The organism is Lysinibacillus sp. SGAir0095, assembly GCF_005491425.1.
Classification (GTDB): Bacteria; Bacillota; Bacilli; order Bacillales_A; family Planococcaceae; genus Ureibacillus.
In genome coordinates this window covers 2,802,596-2,823,467 of sequence record NZ_CP028083.1, presented here as the reverse complement: position 1 = coordinate 2,823,467, position 20,872 = coordinate 2,802,596, and the positions used below count along the sequence as shown (strand labels likewise).

The 20,872-nt window shown below is 36.8% G+C and carries 18 protein-coding genes and 2 other annotated features; of the genes, 15 read left to right on the top strand and 3 right to left on the bottom strand.

Annotation, left to right across the window (positions count from 1 at the left end; translation table 11 throughout):
• Positions 1 to 109: 109 nt before the first annotated feature.
• The 8 genes from polA (at position 110) to thrS (ending at position 11,314) form a co-directional block, all read left to right on the top strand.
• Positions 110 to 2,737, top strand: a complete 2,628-nt coding sequence (polA, locus tag C1N55_RS13965) for a DNA polymerase I (RefSeq protein ID WP_137729406.1) — start codon at positions 110 to 112, stop codon at positions 2,735 to 2,737.
• A gap of 12 nt (positions 2,738 to 2,749) precedes the next feature.
• Positions 2,750 to 3,622, top strand: coding sequence for a bifunctional DNA-formamidopyrimidine glycosylase/DNA-(apurinic or apyrimidinic site) lyase (mutM, locus tag C1N55_RS13960; protein WP_137729405.1), 873 nt, complete (start codon positions 2,750 to 2,752; stop codon positions 3,620 to 3,622).
• A 15-nt stretch (positions 3,623 to 3,637) separates the two neighbouring features.
• Positions 3,638 to 4,231, top strand: a complete 594-nt coding sequence (coaE, locus tag C1N55_RS13955; RefSeq protein ID WP_137729404.1) for a dephospho-CoA kinase — start codon at positions 3,638 to 3,640, stop codon at positions 4,229 to 4,231.
• 305 nt (positions 4,232 to 4,536) lie between these two features.
• Positions 4,537 to 5,556, top strand: coding sequence for a glyceraldehyde-3-phosphate dehydrogenase (locus tag C1N55_RS13950; protein WP_137729403.1), 1,020 nt, complete (start codon positions 4,537 to 4,539; stop codon positions 5,554 to 5,556).
• A gap of 273 nt (positions 5,557 to 5,829) precedes the next feature.
• On the top strand, positions 5,830 to 6,300 hold the full coding sequence (gene nrdR, locus C1N55_RS13945; protein WP_137729402.1) for a transcriptional regulator NrdR: 471 nt from the start codon (positions 5,830 to 5,832) through the stop codon (positions 6,298 to 6,300).
• Between the two features lie 18 nt (positions 6,301 to 6,318).
• A complete protein-coding gene (locus C1N55_RS13940; protein WP_137729401.1) occupies positions 6,319 to 7,704 on the top strand; it encodes a replication initiation and membrane attachment family protein in 1,386 nt (461 codons plus the stop codon).
• Positions 7,705 to 7,744: 40 nt separating this feature from the next.
• Positions 7,745 to 8,641 (top strand): primosomal protein DnaI, encoded by an 897-nt coding sequence (gene dnaI, locus C1N55_RS13935; protein WP_240758303.1) that lies wholly within the window; start codon positions 7,745 to 7,747, stop codon positions 8,639 to 8,641.
• A 741-nt stretch (positions 8,642 to 9,382) separates the two neighbouring features.
• Entirely contained in the window at positions 9,383 to 11,314 is a 1,932-nt protein-coding gene (gene thrS, locus C1N55_RS13930; protein WP_137729399.1) for a threonine--tRNA ligase, read from the top strand.
• 53 nt (positions 11,315 to 11,367) lie between these two features.
• Here the strand turns inward: thrS and C1N55_RS13925 are convergent, their stop codons facing one another.
• The gene (locus C1N55_RS13925) at positions 11,368 to 12,099 is read right to left on the bottom strand and encodes an HAD-IIB family hydrolase (RefSeq protein WP_137729398.1); all 732 of its coding nucleotides are present in this window, start codon (positions 12,097 to 12,099) and stop codon (positions 11,368 to 11,370) included.
• Positions 12,083 to 13,291, bottom strand: a complete 1,209-nt coding sequence (locus C1N55_RS13920) for a glycosyltransferase (protein WP_137729397.1) — start codon at positions 13,289 to 13,291, stop codon at positions 12,083 to 12,085. The genes C1N55_RS13925 and C1N55_RS13920 overlap by 17 nt, the downstream gene beginning before the upstream one ends.
• A gap of 361 nt (positions 13,292 to 13,652) precedes the next feature.
• Positions 13,653 to 13,801, top strand: a sequence feature (ribosomal protein L20 leader region).
• 95 nt (positions 13,802 to 13,896) lie between these two features.
• On the opposite strand from C1N55_RS13920, the gene infC reads away from it, so the two are divergent.
• The 5 genes from infC to metG all read left to right on the top strand — a co-directional run bounded on the left by infC (position 13,897) and on the right by metG (position 18,287).
• Positions 13,897 to 14,400 carry a translation initiation factor IF-3 gene (gene infC, locus C1N55_RS13915; protein WP_137729396.1) on the top strand — a complete coding sequence of 168 codons (504 nt, stop codon included), beginning with the start codon at positions 13,897 to 13,899 and terminating at the stop codon, positions 14,398 to 14,400.
• Positions 14,401 to 14,434: 34 nt separating this feature from the next.
• Positions 14,435 to 14,635 (top strand): 50S ribosomal protein L35, encoded by a 201-nt coding sequence (rpmI, locus tag C1N55_RS13910; protein WP_097072856.1) that lies wholly within the window; start codon positions 14,435 to 14,437, stop codon positions 14,633 to 14,635.
• Positions 14,636 to 14,778: 143 nt separating this feature from the next.
• Entirely contained in the window at positions 14,779 to 15,138 is a 360-nt protein-coding gene (gene rplT, locus C1N55_RS13905) for a 50S ribosomal protein L20 (protein ID WP_137729395.1), read from the top strand.
• Positions 15,139 to 15,353: 215 nt separating this feature from the next.
• Positions 15,354 to 15,623 (top strand): DUF1294 domain-containing protein, encoded by a 270-nt coding sequence (locus C1N55_RS13900; RefSeq protein ID WP_137729394.1) that lies wholly within the window; start codon positions 15,354 to 15,356, stop codon positions 15,621 to 15,623.
• A gap of 705 nt (positions 15,624 to 16,328) precedes the next feature.
• Positions 16,329 to 16,572 (top strand) — a binding site (T-box leader).
• A gap of 71 nt (positions 16,573 to 16,643) precedes the next feature.
• Entirely contained in the window at positions 16,644 to 18,287 is a 1,644-nt protein-coding gene (metG, locus tag C1N55_RS13895; RefSeq protein WP_137729393.1) for a methionine--tRNA ligase, read from the top strand.
• A gap of 120 nt (positions 18,288 to 18,407) precedes the next feature.
• Here metG and C1N55_RS13890 read toward each other — a convergent pair whose 3' ends face one another.
• Positions 18,408 to 18,806, bottom strand: a complete 399-nt coding sequence (locus C1N55_RS13890; RefSeq protein WP_137729392.1) for a sigma-w pathway protein ysdB — start codon at positions 18,804 to 18,806, stop codon at positions 18,408 to 18,410.
• Between the two features lie 92 nt (positions 18,807 to 18,898).
• On the opposite strand from C1N55_RS13890, the gene C1N55_RS13885 reads away from it, so the two are divergent.
• Both C1N55_RS13885 and C1N55_RS13880 read left to right on the top strand, forming a co-directional pair.
• Positions 18,899 to 19,381 (top strand): dUTP diphosphatase, encoded by a 483-nt coding sequence (locus tag C1N55_RS13885; RefSeq protein ID WP_137729391.1) that lies wholly within the window; start codon positions 18,899 to 18,901, stop codon positions 19,379 to 19,381.
• Between the two features lie 120 nt (positions 19,382 to 19,501).
• Positions 19,502 to 20,590 (top strand): M42 family metallopeptidase, encoded by a 1,089-nt coding sequence (locus C1N55_RS13880; protein WP_137729390.1) that lies wholly within the window; start codon positions 19,502 to 19,504, stop codon positions 20,588 to 20,590.
• The last annotated feature ends 282 nt before the right edge of the window (positions 20,591 to 20,872 follow it).

Sequence of the window (20,872 nt, the reverse complement as noted above, 5' to 3'; positions counted from 1 at the left end):
CGACTGATACGTGTTTTATAATGGAAAAAAGATCGACGAAAGGATAAAGTTAAATAGAGATTATTTATATTTAAACAAAGACTTGTGTGATTAAGAAGGAGAGCGTTTAATGGGTAAAGAAAAATTGTTATTACTAGATGGAAATAGTTTGGCATATCGAGCGTTTTTTGCGTTGCCTCTACTAGCCAACGACAGTGGAATTCATACAAATGCTGTATATGGATTTACTACAATGCTTCAAAAAATAGTAGAAGAAGAGAAACCAACAAAAATGCTTGTTGCTTTTGATGCGGGGAAAACAACCTTCCGTCATGAATCATACGGAGAATATAAGGGCGGTCGTCAGAAAACTCCACCAGAGCTATCCGAGCAATTTCCATATATAAGAAAGTTGATTGATGCTTATCAAATCAAGCGTTATGAAAAGGAACTATACGAAGCGGATGATATTATTGGCACCCTTGCAAAACAAGCTGAAAACGAACAGATGGATGTCATTATTGTTTCTGGTGATAAAGACTTAACACAGCTAGCTACCGATCAAGTGACCGTTTATATTACACGTAAAGGGATGACGGATATTGAAAAATATACGCCAGCACATATTGAAGAAAAGTACGGACTCTCTGCCCTTCAGATTATCGATATGAAAGGTTTAATGGGGGATGCTTCAGATAATATTCCAGGTGTACCGGGCGTTGGTGAAAAAACGGCCATAAAATTATTAAAGGAATACGGTTCTGTAGAAGCCCTATATGAAAAAATTGAAGATATGAAAAAGTCCAAAATGAAAGAAAAGCTTGTTGAAAATGAAGAGCAAGCAAAGCTTTCAAAAAAACTGGCGACTATTTTCACGGAAGCACCAATTGATATTACACTCGAGGATTTGAACTATCCAGGTCCAAATGAAGAAGAGCTTTTAAATGTATGGCAGGAGCTTTCTTTTAAATCATTAATCGAAAAAAGTGACTTCCAAGTAGAGGTAAAAGAAACAGCTGAATTACACTTCGACATTGTACAAGAAGTGACGGAGGATATGTTAAAGGATGTAATGGCCGTTCATGTTGAGATTGAAAATGAACACTACCATACATGCCGTGTTTTAGGTTTTGCCTTTACAGATGGAGAAAAAACCTTCTATCTTTCCTTTGATGCAATGCAGCAAAATAAAACCATTAAAAGCTGGCTGGAAGATGAAACAAAGAAAAAATACATGTCGGATAGCAAGGCAGCTCAAGCTATCTTAAACCGTGTAGGTATCAATCTACGTGGAGTAGAATTTGATATGCTGCTGGCATCGTATATTGTAAACCCTGCGATTTCAGGTGATGATATTGCAACGCTTGCAAAAGAGTTCGGCTATACAGATGTCCAAGCAAATGAAACGATTTATGGTAAAGGCGCAAAATGGACGGTTCCAACAGAATCTGATTTAGCTGAGCATGTCAGCCGTAAAGCCTTTGCTATTTGGTCAGTACAGCCGATTGTTGAAGAAAAGTTAAAAGAAAATGAACAGTTCGAGCTCTATTATGATTTAGAGCTTCCACTTGCATCGATTCTTGGCGCAATGGAAAGCAAAGGAATCAAAGTTGATATTCCGACCCTTGAAAAAATGGGTGAAGATTTGGAACAGAAAATTTCAGCTCTTGAAAAAGAGATTTACGAGCTTGCAGACGAGAAATTTAATATAAATTCTCCAAAACAATTAGGTGTTATTTTATTTGAAAAATTAGGTCTGCCTGTAGTAAAGAAAACAAAGACAGGCTATTCAACAGCTGCTGATGTCCTGGAGAAGCTGCAAAGCGAGCACAAAATCGTTCAATATATCCTAGATTATCGTCAATTAGCTAAATTAAAATCAACCTATATCGAAGGACTTATTAAGGAGGTTCATCGCGAGGATAGCAAGGTGCATACTCGCTTCCAACAAGCACTAACTTCAACGGGTCGATTAAGCTCAACAGATCCAAACCTTCAGAATATCCCTATTCGTCTTGAAGAAGGTCGAAAAATTCGACAAGCGTTTGTCCCTTCAGAAGAGGGATGGGTATTGTTTGCGGCAGATTACTCACAAATCGAATTGCGCGTACTGGCTCAAATGTCTAATGATGAGAATTTGGTGGAAGCTTTTAATGAAGGAATGGATATTCATACCCGAACTGCAATGGACGTATTCCATGTGTCAGAAGATGAAGTCACTTCGAATATGCGTCGTGCCGCAAAAGCGGTTAATTTTGGGATTGTATATGGCATCAGTGACTATGGACTGTCACAAAGTTTAAATATTACACGTAAAGAAGCCGGAGAATTTATTGAGAAATATTTAGAAAGCTTCCCGGGTGTAAAAGAATATATGGATACAATTGTGCAGGAAGCGAAGTTAAAGGGATATGTAACAACGATCTTAAATCGTCGCCGTTATTTACCAGATATTACGAGCAGAAACTTTAACCTGCGTAGTTTTGCAGAGCGTACTGCCATGAACACGCCAATTCAAGGAAGTGCAGCAGATATTATTAAAAAAGCAATGATAGATATGGACGCTCGCTTAAAAGAAGAAGGCTTAAAGTCAAAACTATTATTGCAAGTACACGATGAATTGATTTTTGAAGCACCAAAAGAGGAAATTGAAATTTTAGAAAGAATTGTACCAGAAGTAATGGAGCATGCAATTGAACTTGCGGTTCCGTTAAAAGTAGATTTCAACTATGGCTATACATGGTACGATGCAAAATAAGGAAGTGGAATTATGCCTGAATTACCAGAGGTAGAAGGTGTTGTTCGGGCACTCGTGCCTGCAGTTGAAGGAAAGACCATCACGAAGGTGGAACTATCTAAAACGATATACAGCTCCTTTGGTCTAGGCAAGCAATGCATTGTCAAGAATATAGAGCCGCACCTTTTTGAAGAAGTAATGCAAGGAATGAATATTCAGCAGATTACACGTCGGTCAAAGTATATTTATTTTCATATAGAAAAAAATGAAGAAAAGTTTCTTTTCGTCAATCATTTAGGGATGTCCGGTGCATGGTTTGTTGTGAAAAGCTTAAGTGATATTACAGAAGAAAAGTTTCGTAAGCATGTACATGCAATTTTTACTTTAGATTCTGGAGAGCAATTAGTTTATTCAGATATACGACGATTTGGAGAGCTTCGTTTTATTAAAAAGCTTGAGGAGCATCCGCCTCTTCTTCTAATGGCACCGGAGCCTTTTGAAACGGATGCATATGATTTCTTTATAGAAAAATGCGAGTTGCCAAAATATCAGAACAAGCCTATTAAAGAAGTAATCATGGACGGACAAGTCATTTCAGGCTGCGGGAATATTTATGCTACAGAAGCTTTGTTTAAAATGGGCATCCATCCTTCAAGGAAAACAAAACGCATCAGTAGCAAGCGAAAACTTGAATTATTTGAAGCCATTCGAACTATTCTACAGGAAAGTATTGAGATGGGTGGTTCTACAATCTCGGATTACCGCAATATAAACGGAGAAGCTGGTGGGATGCAAAACCGTTTAAAAATGTATGGCAAGAAGTTTTGCCCTCAATGTAATACAGCTACAAAATCATTAGTAATCGGCGGGCGTACTTCGGTGTATTGTCCGAAATGTCAGCATTAAAAGGTGGTTAGGGGAATGATTATTGGTTTAACAGGTAGTATTGCAAGCGGAAAAAGTACCGTTGCTAAAATGCTGAAAGAATATGGTCTTCCGATTGTCGATGCAGATATAGTAGCACGACTTGTGGTGGAACCAGGAACTCCAACTTTAAAAAGAATTGTAGCGACATTTGGTGAGGAAGCTTTAACTGAAGATGGAGCTATGAATCGTCAAAAAATCGGTTCCATTATTTTTAACAATGAAGAAAAAAGAAAAGAGTTAAACAGTATCATTCATCCAGCTATACGACAAGAAATGCTTCGTCAACGTGACGAGCATATTGAAAATGGGTCAAAAACAGTGATTATGGATATCCCATTATTGTTTGAGAGTAAACTTCAGCATTTTGTAGAGAAAATATTAGTCGTGTCCGTATCGGAAGAAATACAATTGAATCGTCTAATGGAACGAAATCAATTGACTGAAGAGGATGCTAAAGCACGAATCCAATCACAATTACCACTCCATGTGAAAGAACAAGGAGCAGATGCTGTTATTAATAACAATGGAACGATTGAAGAAACTGACAAGCAATTAGAAACGATCTTACGTAAATGGAATGTTATTTAGCAATTGTACATTTTTTTGTACTTTAGGTGGATTATTTAGTTAAATATGTTATACAATTGGCCGACTTTGAAAAGTCGGCCTTTTTATTATTTTTGAATAATCGAGTCTAGAAAGGAGAAACTTTTACTATAGGTTATATAAATCCAGTGTTATGGGGCTTCGTTTAATAAATTTCTAATTTATCTGAATATAGAAACTTTTAAAATGTAGATAAAATGTGTTCACCTTTTAGATAAATGTGTTATACTAATTAAGAGATATCTATTAAAAATAATAACTTCAAAATATAGGAGGATTTATAAATAATGACAGTTTCTATAGCTATTAATGGGTTTGGCCGTATCGGACGAATGGTTTTCCGCCAAGCAATTGTTCAAGATGAATTAAATATTGTTGCAATAAATGCAAGTTATCCATCAGAAACCTTAGCACATTTAATTAAGTATGACACAAATCATGGTCGATTTGAAGGAACAGTTGAAGCAGAACAGAACGCTTTGATTGTAAATGGTAAACGAGTTCAATTAATTAGTGAACGTGATCCATTGCAATTACCATGGAAACAATTAGGTGTTGATGTTGTAATTGAAGCTACAGGAAAATTTAATGATCGTGAAAAAGCAGCAATGCACTTAGAGGCTGGTGCAAAAAAAGTTATTTTGACTGCTCCAGGAAAAAATGAAGATATCACACTTGTTATTGGTGTAAATGATGAGTTGTTGGATATTGATAAGCACGATGTGATTTCGAATGCATCTTGTACAACGAACTGTCTAGCTCCTGTAGCAAAAGTGTTAAACGATACATTTGGTATTGAGAATGGTTTAATGACAACTGTTCACGCATATACAAATGACCAAAAGAACCTAGATAATCCACATAAGGATTTACGTCGTGCTCGTGCTTGTGCAGAAAGCATCATCCCAACTTCAACAGGTGCTGCTAAAGCATTATCACTAGTATTACCTGAATTAAAAGGTAAATTGCACGGAATGGCATTACGTGTTCCAACTTCAAACGTATCACTGGTAGATCTTGTTGTTGATCTTAAAAAAGATGTCACTGTTGAAGAAGTAAATAATGCATTCAAGACTGCAAGTGAAGGTCCATTAAAAGGAATTTTAAACTTCACAATGGAACCATTAGTTTCAACTGATTACAACACAACAACGTATTCTTCTACAATTGATGGTCAGTTAACGATGGTTATGGGTACTCGCAAAGTGAAAGTACTTGCTTGGTACGACAATGAGTGGGGTTACTCTGCTCGTGTAGTTGACTTAACTAAGAAAATTGTTAAAGCTTTAGAAGCAGTTACTGCATAATTATTTGCGAAAGAATACACGAAAAGGTAGGAGTAAAATGCTCCTATCTTTTTTATTTGCTTTTTAAACTGACCAACTAAACAGTTCCTATATAAAAAAAAAAAATTCTTAAGAAATTTTATTTAAGAAAGAAAAATTAACGAAAAACATGTTTTTCTCCTGTAAAATATATTAAAATTGACTATTACGAACACAAATTAGCTGCTATTTTTCTATATAAATGAGATTTGTTATAATAGTAATACCGAAAAAGAGTGAGACGGGAGAAATACTATGAGATGTCCAGCTTGTCAATTTAATGGAACACGGGTTGTCGATTCTAGACCTGTTGATGATAATAAAGAAATTCGACGCCGTCGGGAATGCGAGTCCTGTGGAGTTCGTTTTACTACATTTGAAAAAATTGAAGAAACACCTTTAATCGTTGTTAAAAAAGATGGTTCGAGGGAAGAATTTAGTCGAGAAAAAGTATTGCGCGGCCTTATTAGAGCTTGTGAAAAACGCCCAGTATCCTTAGATACTTTGGAAGGAATTGCTATGTCTGTAGAAAAGGATTTACGAAGAATCGGCAATTCTGAAGTGCGTTCTGATGATGTGGGTGAAAAGGTTATGAATTTACTGGCCAAAGAAGACGAAGTAGCCTACGTTCGTTTTGCATCCGTATATCGCCAATTTAAAGATATAAATGTGTTTATTGCAGAGATGAAAGAGCTGCTTCAACGACAATCAGATTTAAAAAAATAAAATTATGGAGGGAATTAAATGGTTCCTTTGTATAAGGAAGTACAGCCTACGGATCATTTTGAAATAAGTCTCCCTCATTTTCTATCAACTAATGAACGTCAATTACTAACATTGTTCTATCAACCCTTGACTGGCCCAGAACCAATTAGTCTTTATTTAACATTGTGGGCAGAAGGGGAAGATCTACATAATAATAATCCAATGTCCCATTATTATTTAATGAACGTATTAAATATGTCCATTGGTAAAATTTTTGAAGCGAGAATTGCCCTTGAGGCCATAGGGTTACTTCGTACTTGGCGAAAGGATGAAGAAGATAGCCGGCGTTTTATTTATGAATTAAGTCGTCCTCTAGATGCACCGGCTTTTTTCCAAGATCCACTACTTTCGATGTTCTTGTTTTCAAAGATAGGGGAACAGGCATATCGTAAGTTGCGAAGACGTTTTACAAGAACTATTAATAAGGATTCCTTTAAAGAGGTTTCCCGTTCGTTTATGGATGTGTACAAGCCTGTACACATGAATGTACCAAAGGATATTTCAGAGATAGCAGAAGGCAAGAAACAGGATTATCCCTTTTACTTTGAACAATTTGATTTTAATTTGTTAATGTCAGGGTTATCGGAAAACCTGATACCTGCAAGTAGCATTACTGCTGAGGTAAAGGAAGTCATTGCAAAACTTGCATTTCTATATCATCTATCGCCTCTGGACATGCAAAAAGTAGTCATCTTAGCGCTTGATGATAATATGCAAATTTCGAATGACCGTTTAAAGAAAGCGGCCGCCGATTATTATAAATTAACTGTCTCAAAGGATGCTCCAAAAATGGAAAAAACGTTTATTCAAAGTGAAATCCAACAAGTTCCGCTAAAAGCATCCAAGGAGCAAGAGCTTCAAATCTATCTCGAAACTACGCCACCGCTTCAGGTGTTAAGAGACATAAATAATGGAAAAGAACCCTTGCCATCTTCAGTTGAACTAGCAGAGGATCTGATAGTGAAGCATGGTATGCCTATTGGTGTAGTAAATGTTCTTTTGGAATATGTCATGCTTACAACGGATATGAAGCTACCTCGAAAATATGTAGAAAGAATTGCCGACCATTGGATGAGGAAAAACTTAAAGACAGCAAAAGAGGCAATGGACTTAGCACGAACTGAAAGAGATCAGTATACTAAGTGGAAAAATGAAAATGACAACAAAGTGCAAAATACAAAATCAAGTGGTACTGGCTATAAAAATCAGTCTAGACAAAGTAAAGAAATAATTCCTGAATGGTTTTATAAACGAAATAAACAAGAAGAATCCAATCTGCCTGATATTGAAAAACAGAAGTCAACAGAAGAAAGGCGTAAAAAGATTCTAGAAGCTTTAGGGCAATCGGATGGAGAGGTGAACTAAAATCGAACCAATAAATAAAGCTATTGATAGAGTGATAAAAATGCCATCTTTTCAAGAACGATATGAAAAGTTGAGACGTGAAATTTTAGAAAACGCACAAGTTCAAAAGTTCTTAGAAGAAAATGACCAACTTGTCAATAAAGACATGGTCGAGCGTGGGTTGACCACACTGAATGAATATATTAGTCAGAATTCTAGTTGCTGCGGATGCGATAATACGGATAACTGTACAAACTATTTAAATGGATTTATCCCAAAGCTATCCATCATTCGTAATTCAATTGAAATTGAATATTTCAAATGTGAACAAAAGCTGATTGAGGAAGAAAGACGCGAATCGGCAAAAATGATTTCAAGTATGTACATGCCAAAAGATGTATTACGAGCTAGGGTAAAAGATTTATTAAATAATGATTCGCAAATGGATGTAGCTGAGCTTGCAACGAAGTTTATCAAAAGAGTAAAGGAAACTGGCGTGTTGCCTTCGAAGGGTCTTTATATTTATGGTCCATTTGGTGTCGGGAAATCCTTTGTACTTGGTGCGATTGCAAATGAACTGGCTAGTTTAAAAATACGATCAGTTGTTGTTTTCGTTCCTGAATTTTTGAGTGAAATGAAGCAAGCTATCTCAGATAACACACTTTCCGATAAGGTTGATTTTGTTAAAAAAGCGCCTGTGTTAATGCTGGATGACCTTGGTGCAGAAACTTTATCAACCTGGACTCGCGATGAAATTTTAGGAACAATCCTCCATTATCGTATGGCAGAAGAGTTGCCGACTTTTATCACTTCTAATTTTGATTATGATGGGTTGGAGAATCATTTGGCTAATTCACAAAAAGGCGGAGTAGAAGTAGTAAAAGCTGCACGAATTATGGAACGCATTAGATCAACTACCACACCGATTCAAATGGAGGGGACAAATCGAAGAATTTAAAAGCAAAAAAAAATCTTTCGTTGATTGTTGCAATTTTAAAACTTCGGGCGTATACTACATTGTAATTAAGTAAAATAGAAATGCTTTGAAAAGGACAACAAGATAGTGAAACGACTTAAAGAGAGGGAGGCCTTGGCTGGAAGCTTCCTAGTAACGAGCACATCTTTACTACCTTGGAGCATTAGCGGGGATAATCCGCTAACGTCAATCGGTACGTTAACCGACCTAGAGCTTCGTCTGATAACTTGTTTATCGGAAGGAAGAAGGGTGGAACCACGAGCATACGCGTCGTCCCTTTCATAGGGATGGCGCTTTTTTGTGTAGAAAAGTGAAAGCGGCTCGCCCAGACTCGACCGCACTGGAGGTTTCACTCAAAAGACGCTCTTTGTCTTTTGAAGTGAAAGTGAAGTGACGCGAGAGTCTAGCCGCTGCAACTAGACAAGAAAAGTGGAAGCGGCTCGCCCAGACTCGACCGCACTGGAGGTTTCACTCAAAAGACGCTCTTTGTCTTTTGAAGTGAAAGTGAAGTGACGCGAGAGTCTAGCCGCTGCAACTAGACAAGAAAAGTGGAAGCGGCTCGCCCAGACTCGACCGCACTGGAGGTTTCACTCGAAAGACGCTCTTTGTCTTTTGAAGTGAAAGTGAAGTGACGCGAGAGTCTAGCCGCTGCAACTAGACAAGAAAAGTGGAAGCGGCTCGTTCAAACGAGAAAATAATACCTATAGAAAAGGAGAAATAGACATGTCAGAAATTATTAAATTAACTTTCCCAGATGGCGCTGTAAAGGAATTTGAGCGTGGTACTTCAACTGCTGATGTCGCAGGATCAATCAGCCCAGGACTAAAAAAACAAGCACTAGCAGGTAAATTAAACGGGACGTTAATCGATTTAAAAACACCGATTGAAGAAGATGGTGCAATTGAAATTATTACGCCAAAATCAGAGGAAGCGCTAGAAATCTTGCGTCACTCCACTGCACATTTAACTGCACAAGCTTTAAAGCGTTTATATCCAGGTATTAAATTAGGTATAGGACCGGTTATCGAAGGCGGATTCTACTATGACGTAGATGCGCCGGAACCAATTTCAGCTGACGATTTCCCAAAAATCGAAAAAGAGATGAAAAAAATCATTTCAGAGAATATTGAAATTGATCGTAAAGACGTTTCTCGCGATGATGCCCAAAAAATATATGAAGAAGTTGGCGACGAGTATAAATTAGAGCTATTAGAAGCTATTCCAGCTGATGAGCAAGTTTCGATTTATTACCAAGGTGACTTTTTCGACCTTTGCCGCGGAATCCACGTACCATCAACAGGCAAGCTAAAAGAATTTAAATTATTATCTCTAGCTGGAGCTTATTGGAGAGGAAACTCCGATAATAAGATGCTTCAACGTATTTACGGTACAGCATTCTTTAACAAAGAAGATTTAAAGCATCACCTTCAAATGCTTGAAGAAGCAAAAGAACGTGACCACCGTAAAATCGGTAAAGAATTAGAATTATTCACTTTATCTCAAACAGTTGGTCAAGGCTTACCACTTTGGTTGCCAAATGGTGCAACTATTCGTCGTACGGTCGAGCGTTACATTGTAGATAAAGAATTACGTTTAGGCTACAAGCATGTTTATACTCCAGTGCTTGGTTCAAAGCGTTTATACGAAACTTCAGGACACTGGGAGCACTACCAAGAGGATATGTTCCCGCCAATGGAGATGGATAACGAAACTCTAGTGCTTCGCCCAATGAACTGTCCACACCATATGATGGTTTACGCAAGCAGCATGCACTCTTATCGTGAGTTGCCAATCCGTATTGCAGAGCTTGGAACAATGCACCGTTATGAATCTTCAGGTGGTTTATCTGGGTTACAGCGTGTACGCGGCATGACTTTAAACGATGCCCATATCTTTGTTCGTCCTGACCAAATCAAAGAAGAATTCAAACGTACAGTTGAATTGGTGTTGGATGTGTATAAGGATTTCGAATTGACAGATTATAAATTCCGTCTTTCTTACCGTGATCCACAGGATACAGAAAAGTACTTCGATGATGATGCAATGTGGGAAAAAGCACAAAGCATGTTAAAAGAAGCTATGGATGAACTTGGTTTGGCGTACTTTGAAGCAGAAGGGGAAGCTGCATTCTACGGTCCGAAATTAGATGTTCAAGTTAAAACAGCTATCGGTAAAGAAGAGACTTTATCAACAGTGCAGCTCGACTTCTTATTACCTGAACGCTTTGACTTATCCTATGTTGGAGAAGATGGAAAACCGCATAGACCAGTAGTTATTCACCGTGGTGTCGTTTCTACAATGGAACGCTTCATTGCCTTCTTAATAGAAGAATATAAAGGAGCATTCCCGACTTGGCTAGCACCTGTTCAAGTTGAAATCATCCCAGTTTCAAACGAAGTTCACTTCGACTATGCAAAGCAAGTGGAAGAAAAACTTGTTGCAGCAGGTATTCGTGTGGAAATGGATTATCGCGAAGAAAAACTGGGCTACAAAATTCGTGAAGCACAAATGAAGAAAATTCCTTATATGCTAGTATTAGGAGATAAAGAAATGGAAGCTGGCGATGTGAACATTCGTCGTTACGGTTCAAAGGATTCAGAAATAGTTTCTTTAGAAAACTTCTTGGAAATGATTAAAGCTGAAGCAACTAAATAAAATCAAAAAACTTGAATGAAAAGTCAAATTTCATTCAAGTTTTTTTCTTGGAGTTAATAAGCTGATTGATAAAAATAGCTCCAACCTTCTTGAATACCAGATGCAAAGGAATCTTTTGCAAAATAGACATTCGGAAGATATCGATATCGTTTAATTTCACTTTGACAGTTGCCAACAATCACTGCTGGTAAGCCTAATCGAAGCATATCAATATCGTTTCCTGAGTCACCGGCAACTAAAATCCGGAATTGTTCAGGCGCATATTTTTGAAGGACATATTTTAAAGCTTCTCCCTTATTTGTGTGGGAGGGTAAAATATCAACATCCTTGTTTGAACTATACATTAAATAGAAGGCTAAACAATAAAGCTTTAGCATTTCCTCTACTTCTTTTACATATCCGGGATCGTCTTTAATAGTAAAAGATAGACGATAATCATTTGGTAAAGGCTGTCGCTCTAATTTATCGTATTGCTTTGTTACGCTTAAAATTAGCTCTGGATTCCAGTCTGCAGAAGTAATCAATCGCCATTGTTCATCTTCTTCTAAATGTGGACCAATATAGATGGATGCACCTACATCACATATTAAAATACTTGGTCTTGGCAGTTTGTGTTTTTCAATGAGCTCCATAGCAGAATCATAGTGCCTGCCAGTAATATAGATTAGTGAAATGGGTATTTTCTGTGTTTTAAAGAATAGCCAGAGCTGATCTAATTTTTCTTTATGTCCTACTAATGTATTATCTAAGTCGGTTGCTAAAATTGCACTACCTAACAGTCTCATATAAAGTCACCTCATAAAGATGTTTGATTTTTTTTGCAATATGTTGCCATTTAAATTCACGCTGTGCAAATTTACGGGCATTATTTTTCAACTCTTGAACGATCTGGGGTTTAGATAATAAAAGATACATCGATTCGGCTAATTTCGAGATATTTCCTTTTGTAACATGTAAACCAGTTTTACCTGGAATAACAATATCCTTTAGGCCGCCTACTTTTGAAGCGATGACAGGGCATCCACATGCCTGTGCTTCAGCGGCTACCATACCAAAGGATTCGTAATAGGAAGGAACAACGGTAGCAACAGCATTTTTAAAGAGTGTGGCGAGTTCTTTTTCATTTTTTGGACCTAAAAATTTAATGCGATTTTCAAGCCCTTTGATTGCTTGTCTTAATTTTGGATCGTTTGGATAGAGATTTTTTACATCTACATTGGATTTTGTACCACCTGCGATCAGCAGTTTTATATCTTTTGAAATTTTCTTTTTCTCCACCAACTCGCGGAATGATTGTAGGAGTACAAAAATTCCTTTTGATTCCTCTAAACGTCCGACAAATAAAAAATAGTTACCGAATTCATAGGGTTTTTCATATAAATGATGGTATGTTTCTGCAACTCCGATAGGCACAACGTTAATGGTTGCAGGATTTGTGACGGTATCCTGTATTAATTGCTTCTCGTTTGGAGTGGTAGCGATGATTTGATCGACTTCTGACAAAATTTTGTCTTCGTAAAATAGACGTCTGTTGTCCTTGAAGCCAGTTCCTAATTGTTTGGCAATTCCTAAAGAATGATTTGTATGAAACCATGGTAGCTGGAATTCTTTTTTTATTTGTAAGCCAAGTACACCTGATAACCAATAGTGGGTATGGAGAAGCTCATATTGTGAAATATCTATGTTTTGTTTCATTTCTTCATAGAAAATTGGAAGTAGATTAAATAATTCATTTTTATCGACAAACCCTTTTTTGCCAGCTTCTAAACGAATAACTCGACTTGCTTTTCCGAAGTTTTCAATTTGGGGAGCATCTTCTAGACACCAATGTGTAACCACGTCCACTGCATATCCGATTTCTTCTAAGGATAATGCCAATTGACGAACATAATTGTTTTGCCCACCGGCTTGTTTACTGCCAAGTGGAGCTAATGGATCCCCATGATCCGAGATAAATAGTACTTTTCTTTGATTCATACTTATACCTCCGTTTGTTGTTATACTTGAGATTAGTTTCGAAATCACTTTACTATTTAAGCTTTTATCTGTTCAGCCAACCTCTCATTTTGCGAGAAGGTAAGATGTAAACTTCCTTCCCTTCAAATTTTTTGTTAAAACATTTTTTGACAAATAAATTAGCAACTTTACAAATTTACAAACTGATTGCTTCTAGGTAGGTATAGTTGTTCTAAAAAAAGAGTTGCTTTTTTGCAAGAATCATGATTAAATAAATTGTTGTTAATTTTCAATGGATTTTCTTAAAAGTTGATACTTGTTCGAATGTGTTGACTTTAGAGGGAATAGGTGTTAACATTGATATGGTTATGAATACAGTTTAAAGTTAAAGTAGAGGCTGCCCGCTTCTCACCTGAATGACGCTATTGCAGTTAACAGGTATTGACACGTTGAATTTTTTGCGCTGACTAATGAGCGTATGAATATATAGCGGGCGGACATCTTCTGAAATGTCCGTCCTTTTTTTATGGACATACTTAGGAAGTGTACCGTTCAACCGGGCATATTTGCTCTTAACTCATGTATTCCCGACACAAACCTGGAGGTGGATTCGTATTAGCAAAGACATGTATGTAAACGAAGGCATTCGCGCGCGTGAACTTCGTCTAATCGATCATAATGGTGATCAGCTAGGAGTTAAATCTCGTAACGAAGCGTTAGAAATCGCCGCTCGTGTAAACTTGGATCTTGTCCTTGTGGCCCCTCAAGCTAAGCCACCAGTCGCTCGTATTATGGACTATGGTAAGTTTAAGTTTGAACAGCAAAAGAAAGATCGTGAAATTCGTAAAAATCAAAAAGTTATCAACATGAAGGAAGTTCGTTTAAGTCCAACAATTGATGAACATGATTTCCAAACGAAATTACGTAATGCGATCAAATTCCTAGAGAAAGGCGACAAAGTAAAATGTTCTTTACGTTTTAAAGGTCGTGCTATTACTCATAAGGAAATTGGGCAACGTGTATTAGATCGCTTTGCTGAAGCTTGTGCTGAAGTTGCAACGGTTGAACAAAAACCGAAGATGGAAGGCAGAAGCATGTTCTTAGTTCTTCAACCAAAGAACGAGAAATAGTAACACTCACGAATAGTTTAGGAGGAAATTCGAAATGCCAAAAATGAAAACTCACCGTGGCGCTGCGAAGCGTTTCAAAAAAACGGGCAAAGGAAAATTAAAATTTGACCGTGCTTACGGAAGCCACTTATTCGCTAACAAATCAACAAAACAAAAACGTCACCTACGTAAAGCGAAAGTTGCTACATCTGGTGATTTCAAACGTATCAGATCTTTATTAACTTACATGAAATAATTTATCTCCTATGAAGATATAGCCCTAGGTGTACGTCGCTCCGATATCTGGAAGCAATGACGCTGAGGCAAAATTGATTTTATGTAATACATTGAACGTATTTTATATTAAACATTCGGAAGAATTAGCAGGAGGTAATTAGTATGCCACGCGTAAAAGGCGGAACAGTAACGCGCAAGCGTCGTAAAAAAGTTTTAAAATTAGCAAAAGGTTATTATGGTTCAAAACATACATTATACAAAGTTGCTAACCAAGCAGTAATGAAATCAGGTCAATATGCTTACCGTGACCGTCGTCAAAAGAAACGTGATTTCCGTAAATTATGGATCACTCGTATCAATGCGGCTGCACGTTTAAACGGTCTTTCTTACAGCCGTTTAATGCACGGTTTAAAAGTAGCTGGAATCGAAGTTAACCGTAAAATGTTAGCTGACCTAGCTGTAACAGATGCACAAGCATTTGCTCAATTAGCAGATGCAGCTAAAAAAGCTGTAGCGAAATAATAAGTGTCGCTTGCCGACAATTATTATTTCTGCACCGAAAGCTCTGGCTACAGGTGCAAAATAACTTTATCTTTATACATTCAGGTATAAAGTGAACATATAAATAAAAAGGCTGGTAGGACATCCTATCAGCCTTTTTATTTAAAAGTAGAAATTTAGGTTTGGAAAACAACGAGTGCATCGTTTTTTCTATTTGTAGAAAGAAGGCGTTTTCGATGGAATTTGCATGTTTAGCCTATATCGCCGTGATGTCAATTGTACTTTGTATTTTTATGTATATAGATAAATCACGAGCAAGAAATCATGAATGGCGTATTTCCGAAAAATCCTTATTTACATTAGCCTTCCTTGGTGGGGCTTGCGGTGGTGTGTTAGGAATGTACTTATTCCGCCACAAAACAAAGCATAATTCCTTTGCATTTGGATTTCCAATCATTGCAGCTATACAAATTTTTATTGTCGTAAGGATTTTTATTGTTTTTTAGATTCATACAAAACTGCCGGTCATGAAAAATGCCCGGCAGTTTTTATTTTGGAGCGAAGCATCAAATGGTAGGTGAAGATGTAGCACTTTGTGTAAGGGAATATGGAGTGAAAAGTGCATCATAGGCTCGATGAAGTACTCTTTGGAAGAGACTGTGGGTTGAGAAGTGCATCATAGAGTGGATGAAGCACTTTGTTTATGATGATGCGAGTTGAGAAGTGCATCATAGGCTCGATGAAGTTCTTTATGGTTGATGATGCGAGGTAAGAAGTGCATCATAGGCTCGATGAAGCACTTTATGGAAGAGACTGTGGGTTGAGAAGTGCATCATAGGCTCGATGAAGCACTTTATGGAAGAGAATGTGGAGTGAGAAGTGCATCATCAGCCCGATGAAGCACTTTGTGGAAGAGAAAGTGGGTAGAGAAGTGCATCATAGAGAGGATGAAGCACTTTGAGGATGATAATGTGGGTAGAGAAGTGCACCATAAACCCATCAACCGCCTTCAGAAAGAAAAAAGTCAATTCCAAATACGTTTGACAAACCCGATGAAACTTATTCTAAAAGAAAAGCCAACCCCGGATTTGTTTCTTTTCTCGAAATAATCGCCAATTATAAATAAGCAAAACAGCGTGATTATAAATTTCCGAATATTCTACTATTGAAAAAATATAACTAACCCCCTATAATTAGTTATTAATTACTATTCAAAAGCGTTTGAGAAGGATAAGTAAATAAGAGGTAGTTTTAAAGAGAGCTTCTGATGGTGGAAATGAAGCAGACGATCCTTATTGAAAATGACCCTTCAAGCTTCGTACCGAAACAGTTGTGTAGGCTACGACGAGAAAGGCACTCGTTACAACAGCAGCAGTATGAACACGTACTGATGGAGGCAAATGGTGTGAACTGTTTGTGAATTTAGGTGGTAACACGGGAACACTCGTCCTAATCGTTTTTCGATTAGGGCGTTTTTTTATGGTCAATTTTTAGAAGATGAAGATTATTAAAAGGAGAGAGGAAACATGACAATTTTAATAGGTGGTGCATGGCCATATGCAAATGGCTCATTGCATTTAGGGCATATCGCTGCATTATTACCAGGAGATATATTAGCCAGATATTATCGGCAAAAGGGGGAGAGGGTATTATATGTTTCGGGAAGCGATTGTAATGGAACCCCTATTTCAATCCGCGCAAACCAAGAAAAGACAACAATTAAAGCCATTGCTGACAGATATCATGAGGAATTCGAGCAAGTATTTAACAAGCTAGGCTTTTCGTATGATTTATACACTCGAACGGACGTGCCACATCATCATAAATCTGTTCAAAAAATTTTTTTGACATTATTGGAGAATGGTTACTTATATAAAAAGAAGATTGAACAAGCCTATTGTGAGCAGGATCAGCAGTTTCTTCCTGATCGTTTCGTAGAGGGGATTTGCCCAAACTGCGGAGTGAAAGCTAGAGGAGATCAGTGCGATAATTGCTCCAAGATTTTAGATCCCCTGGATTTAATCGATAAACACTGTAAAATATGTGGAACAAAGCCTGTTATAAAAGAAACGGAGCATTTCTATTTTAGCTTTAGTGCTTTCCAAAATAAGCTCGAAGCATATACAGAAAAGGCAGAACGAGAAAATCTATGGAGAAAAAATGCACTTAGTTTAACAAAAAGGTACTTAGCTGAAGGACTCCCAGATCGAGCTGTAACACGAGATTTACCAAATGGAGTAGATGTACCGGTTGAAGGCTTTGAAGGGAAGAAAATCTATGTTTGGATCGAGGCTGTGTCTGGATACTTAACAGCAAGTATCGAATGGGCGAGGCAGAACCAGGAGAATATAGAAGAATGGTGGAATGAAACTACTATCTCCTATTACATTCATGGAAAAGATAATATCCCATTTCATACAGTCATCTGGCCAGCAATTCTTTTAGGAATCAATCTTCAAAATTTGCCAACCCATATTATTTCAAATGAATATTTAACTTTGGAGAAAAGAAAATTATCAACAAGTCAAAACTGGGCTGTATGGCTACCTGAAATTTTACAAAAGTATGATCCAGACTCAATTCGCTATTTTTTATCTGTAAATGCACCGGAGAATCGTGATACAGATTTTTCTTGGCGAGAGTTTATCTATAGCCATAACAGCGAGTTGCTCGGAGCATTTGGTAACTTTGTTAATCGGACCCTGAAGTTTATTGAAAAATCATTTGAAGGGGAAATCCCGCATACCAAAATAGATGTAGACATTTATGATAAAACAAAAGATTTATATGATGAAGTAGGAGCTTTAATAGAAGGGGGGCATTTTAAACAAGCGTTGGAAAAAGTCTTTCATTATGTCCGTATTGCCAATCGATATTTTGATGAGCGAAAACCGTGGATTCAAGTTAAGGAGGAGGTAGAGGAATGTAAAGAAACGCTTTCAGCATGTGTCTTTATCATTCAAAATCTTGCGCAAGTTCTACAGCCGTTCTTACCCTTTGCTTCAACGAAAATAAAAACAATGCTTGATATACAAAATAATGAATGGACCATTCAAAAGGATTTACCGAGAGCTATTATTAATGACATTAAACCGCTTTATGAACGTTTAGATCTTGAATTGATTGAAATAGAGCTCGAAAAGTTACTAGCGAAATCGAGCATTAAATAATAAAATAGAGGATTGTCTTACATGCATAGTAGGAGCAGTGTTAGACAATCCTTATTTTTAGAAGATGGATAAGTGCAGCCAGATTATCATCAAATTGAAATTTTGAAGCAATAAGGTGATTTAAAGCTCATTCGATTGTTCTTTCATCAACTGCTCTATTGGATTTTTCCAATTGATTTTAGCTTTAGGATAGCTCATTTGAATTTCTTTCTCCAAATAGTAAAAGTCATCTTTCGTTAACCCTTGAAGCTTCATCGTATCATGAACCCATACGAAGATCGATACAACTTCAAAAGCATTTTCCGTTGTTCCTAAATATTTCTCACCCTCAAAAAGAGCACCTTTATAAGAAATGAAAAAGTTTTTACGAACATTTTTTACATCGTCATAGAAATAATATTCGCCGTTTTCAAAAGCTTCATCTAGTTTTCGCTTAGGGTCAGTAAGGTACCGAACACCTTTGTAAAATATGTAAACGACTAATACGATAATAAGCAAACGGAAAAGTAGAAGAGCCAATTCAAGTTCCCCCTTGTAAAAACGTTGTAAGTTCCTTTACGATTAAGTGGCACGATAGGTTTCATTTTATTTAGAAATTGAGGGATTTTTTTATGAAATTTAAAGAATTATTTGAAATGCAGAGAGAATTAGATACTTTTATCGAAAAAACACAAGGTATTAACCGTGATGTCTTTAAAGAAAAAGGACTTGCTTTAATGATTGAACTGGCAGAACTGGCAAATGAAACAAGATGCTTTAAATTCTGGAGTACGAAAGGTCCTTCGGAGCATGAAGTTATTTTGGAAGAATTCGTGGATTCGATTCACTTTTTGCTTTCACTTGGAAACGCTAAGGGATTATCTTTAGAAGAATGGCCAGAAGTTAAAGTAAAAGAGGATTTAACAAATTGGTTTTTACGAACACAAGAAGCGATTTTAACATTTATACAAAATCCTACTAGGAATAGTTATCAAGATGTATGGCAATATTATGGGGTATTGGCTTTTAATTTAGACTTTACTTTGGAAGATATTATCAAAGCCTATTTCGCCAAAAATGAAAAGAACTATGAGCGTCAGAGAAACGGCTATTAAGCTGAAACTCCATAGATTCTATTTTTGTCAAAATGAAAAGGTAAAAAAGAGGATAATGTATTTCAATAACCGAAATAATAAAGGTATAATTAGGGAGAGTCAATTTAGGAGGGCGAATAGATGGTGCAATTAGATGATACATTGAAAATGTTAAAAGAACTAACTGATGCAAATGGAATCCCGGGTAATGAACGAGCTCCTCGTGCAGTAATGCGTAAATATATTGAGCCATTTGCAGATAAGATTGAACAAGATAATTTAGGAAGTTTAATCGCTAAAAAAGTAGGCGATGAAAATGGCCCTAAAATAATGATTGCTGGCCATTTAGACGAAATTGGTTTTATGGTCACTCAAATCGATGAAAAAGGCTTCATTAAATTCCAAACTGTTGGTGGTTGGTGGAGTCATGTGATGCTTTCTCAACGTGTGACAATCACAACTCGTTCAGGTGAGGAGATTATTGGGGTAATCGGTTCAAAACCACCTCATATTCTACCTGTAGAACAACGCAAGAAAGTAATGGATTTAAAAGAGTTATTTATCGATATCGGTGCAAGCTCAAAAGATGAAGTAAAAGAATGGGGTATTCGTCCAGGTGATATGATTACACCATACTTTGAATTTAATGTGATGAAAAATGAAAAATTGCTTTTAGCAAAAGCTTGGGATAATCGAATTGGTTGTGCCATTGCCATTGATGTTTTAAAAGCATTAAAAGATACTAAGCATCCGAATGTTGTATATGGTGTAGGAAATGTACAAGAAGAAGTTGGCCTTCGTGGAGCGAAAACGGCAACATTTAAAATCCAACCTGATATCGGCTTTGCAGTGGATGTTGGTGTAGCAGGTGATACGCCAGGAATTACACCAAAGGAATCGACTTCGAAAATTGGTGAAGGCCCACAAATAATAATTTTCGATGCTTCAATGGTAGGACATAAAGGTCTTCGTGATTTTGTTGTAGATGTTGCAGAAGAAAATAATATCCCATATCAATTCGATTCAACACCAGGTGGGGGAACAGATGCAGGTTCCATCCACTTAACTGCAAACGGAGTACCGGCAATGGCAATTGGTATAGCTACACGCTATATCCACTCGCATGCAGCCATTTTACATCGTGATGATTACGAAAATACGGTAAAGCTAATTGTCGAACTCGTTAAAAAGTTAGATCGTGACACAGTGAACAAAATAATTTTTGATTAATTTAACAAAGAATCAGGGGACAGAATTTTTGTCTCCTGTTTTTTTATAAAAATTTTTAATTGCTGTGGATTTCTTTATAAATAATTGTGGAAGAGTAAACTATTGCTCTTTTTTTATTTTCTATTGGTGACTAATTAATTGTGTTGTGCATATATTTAAAAGTGATGAAAAGTGTGATATTGAATTTTTATAAGGTGATGTGGATATTTTTCTCATTTTAATGAATAATAAATCTTGTTTTTTGCATAATCAATGAATTATAAAAAGTTAGATAAATTATAA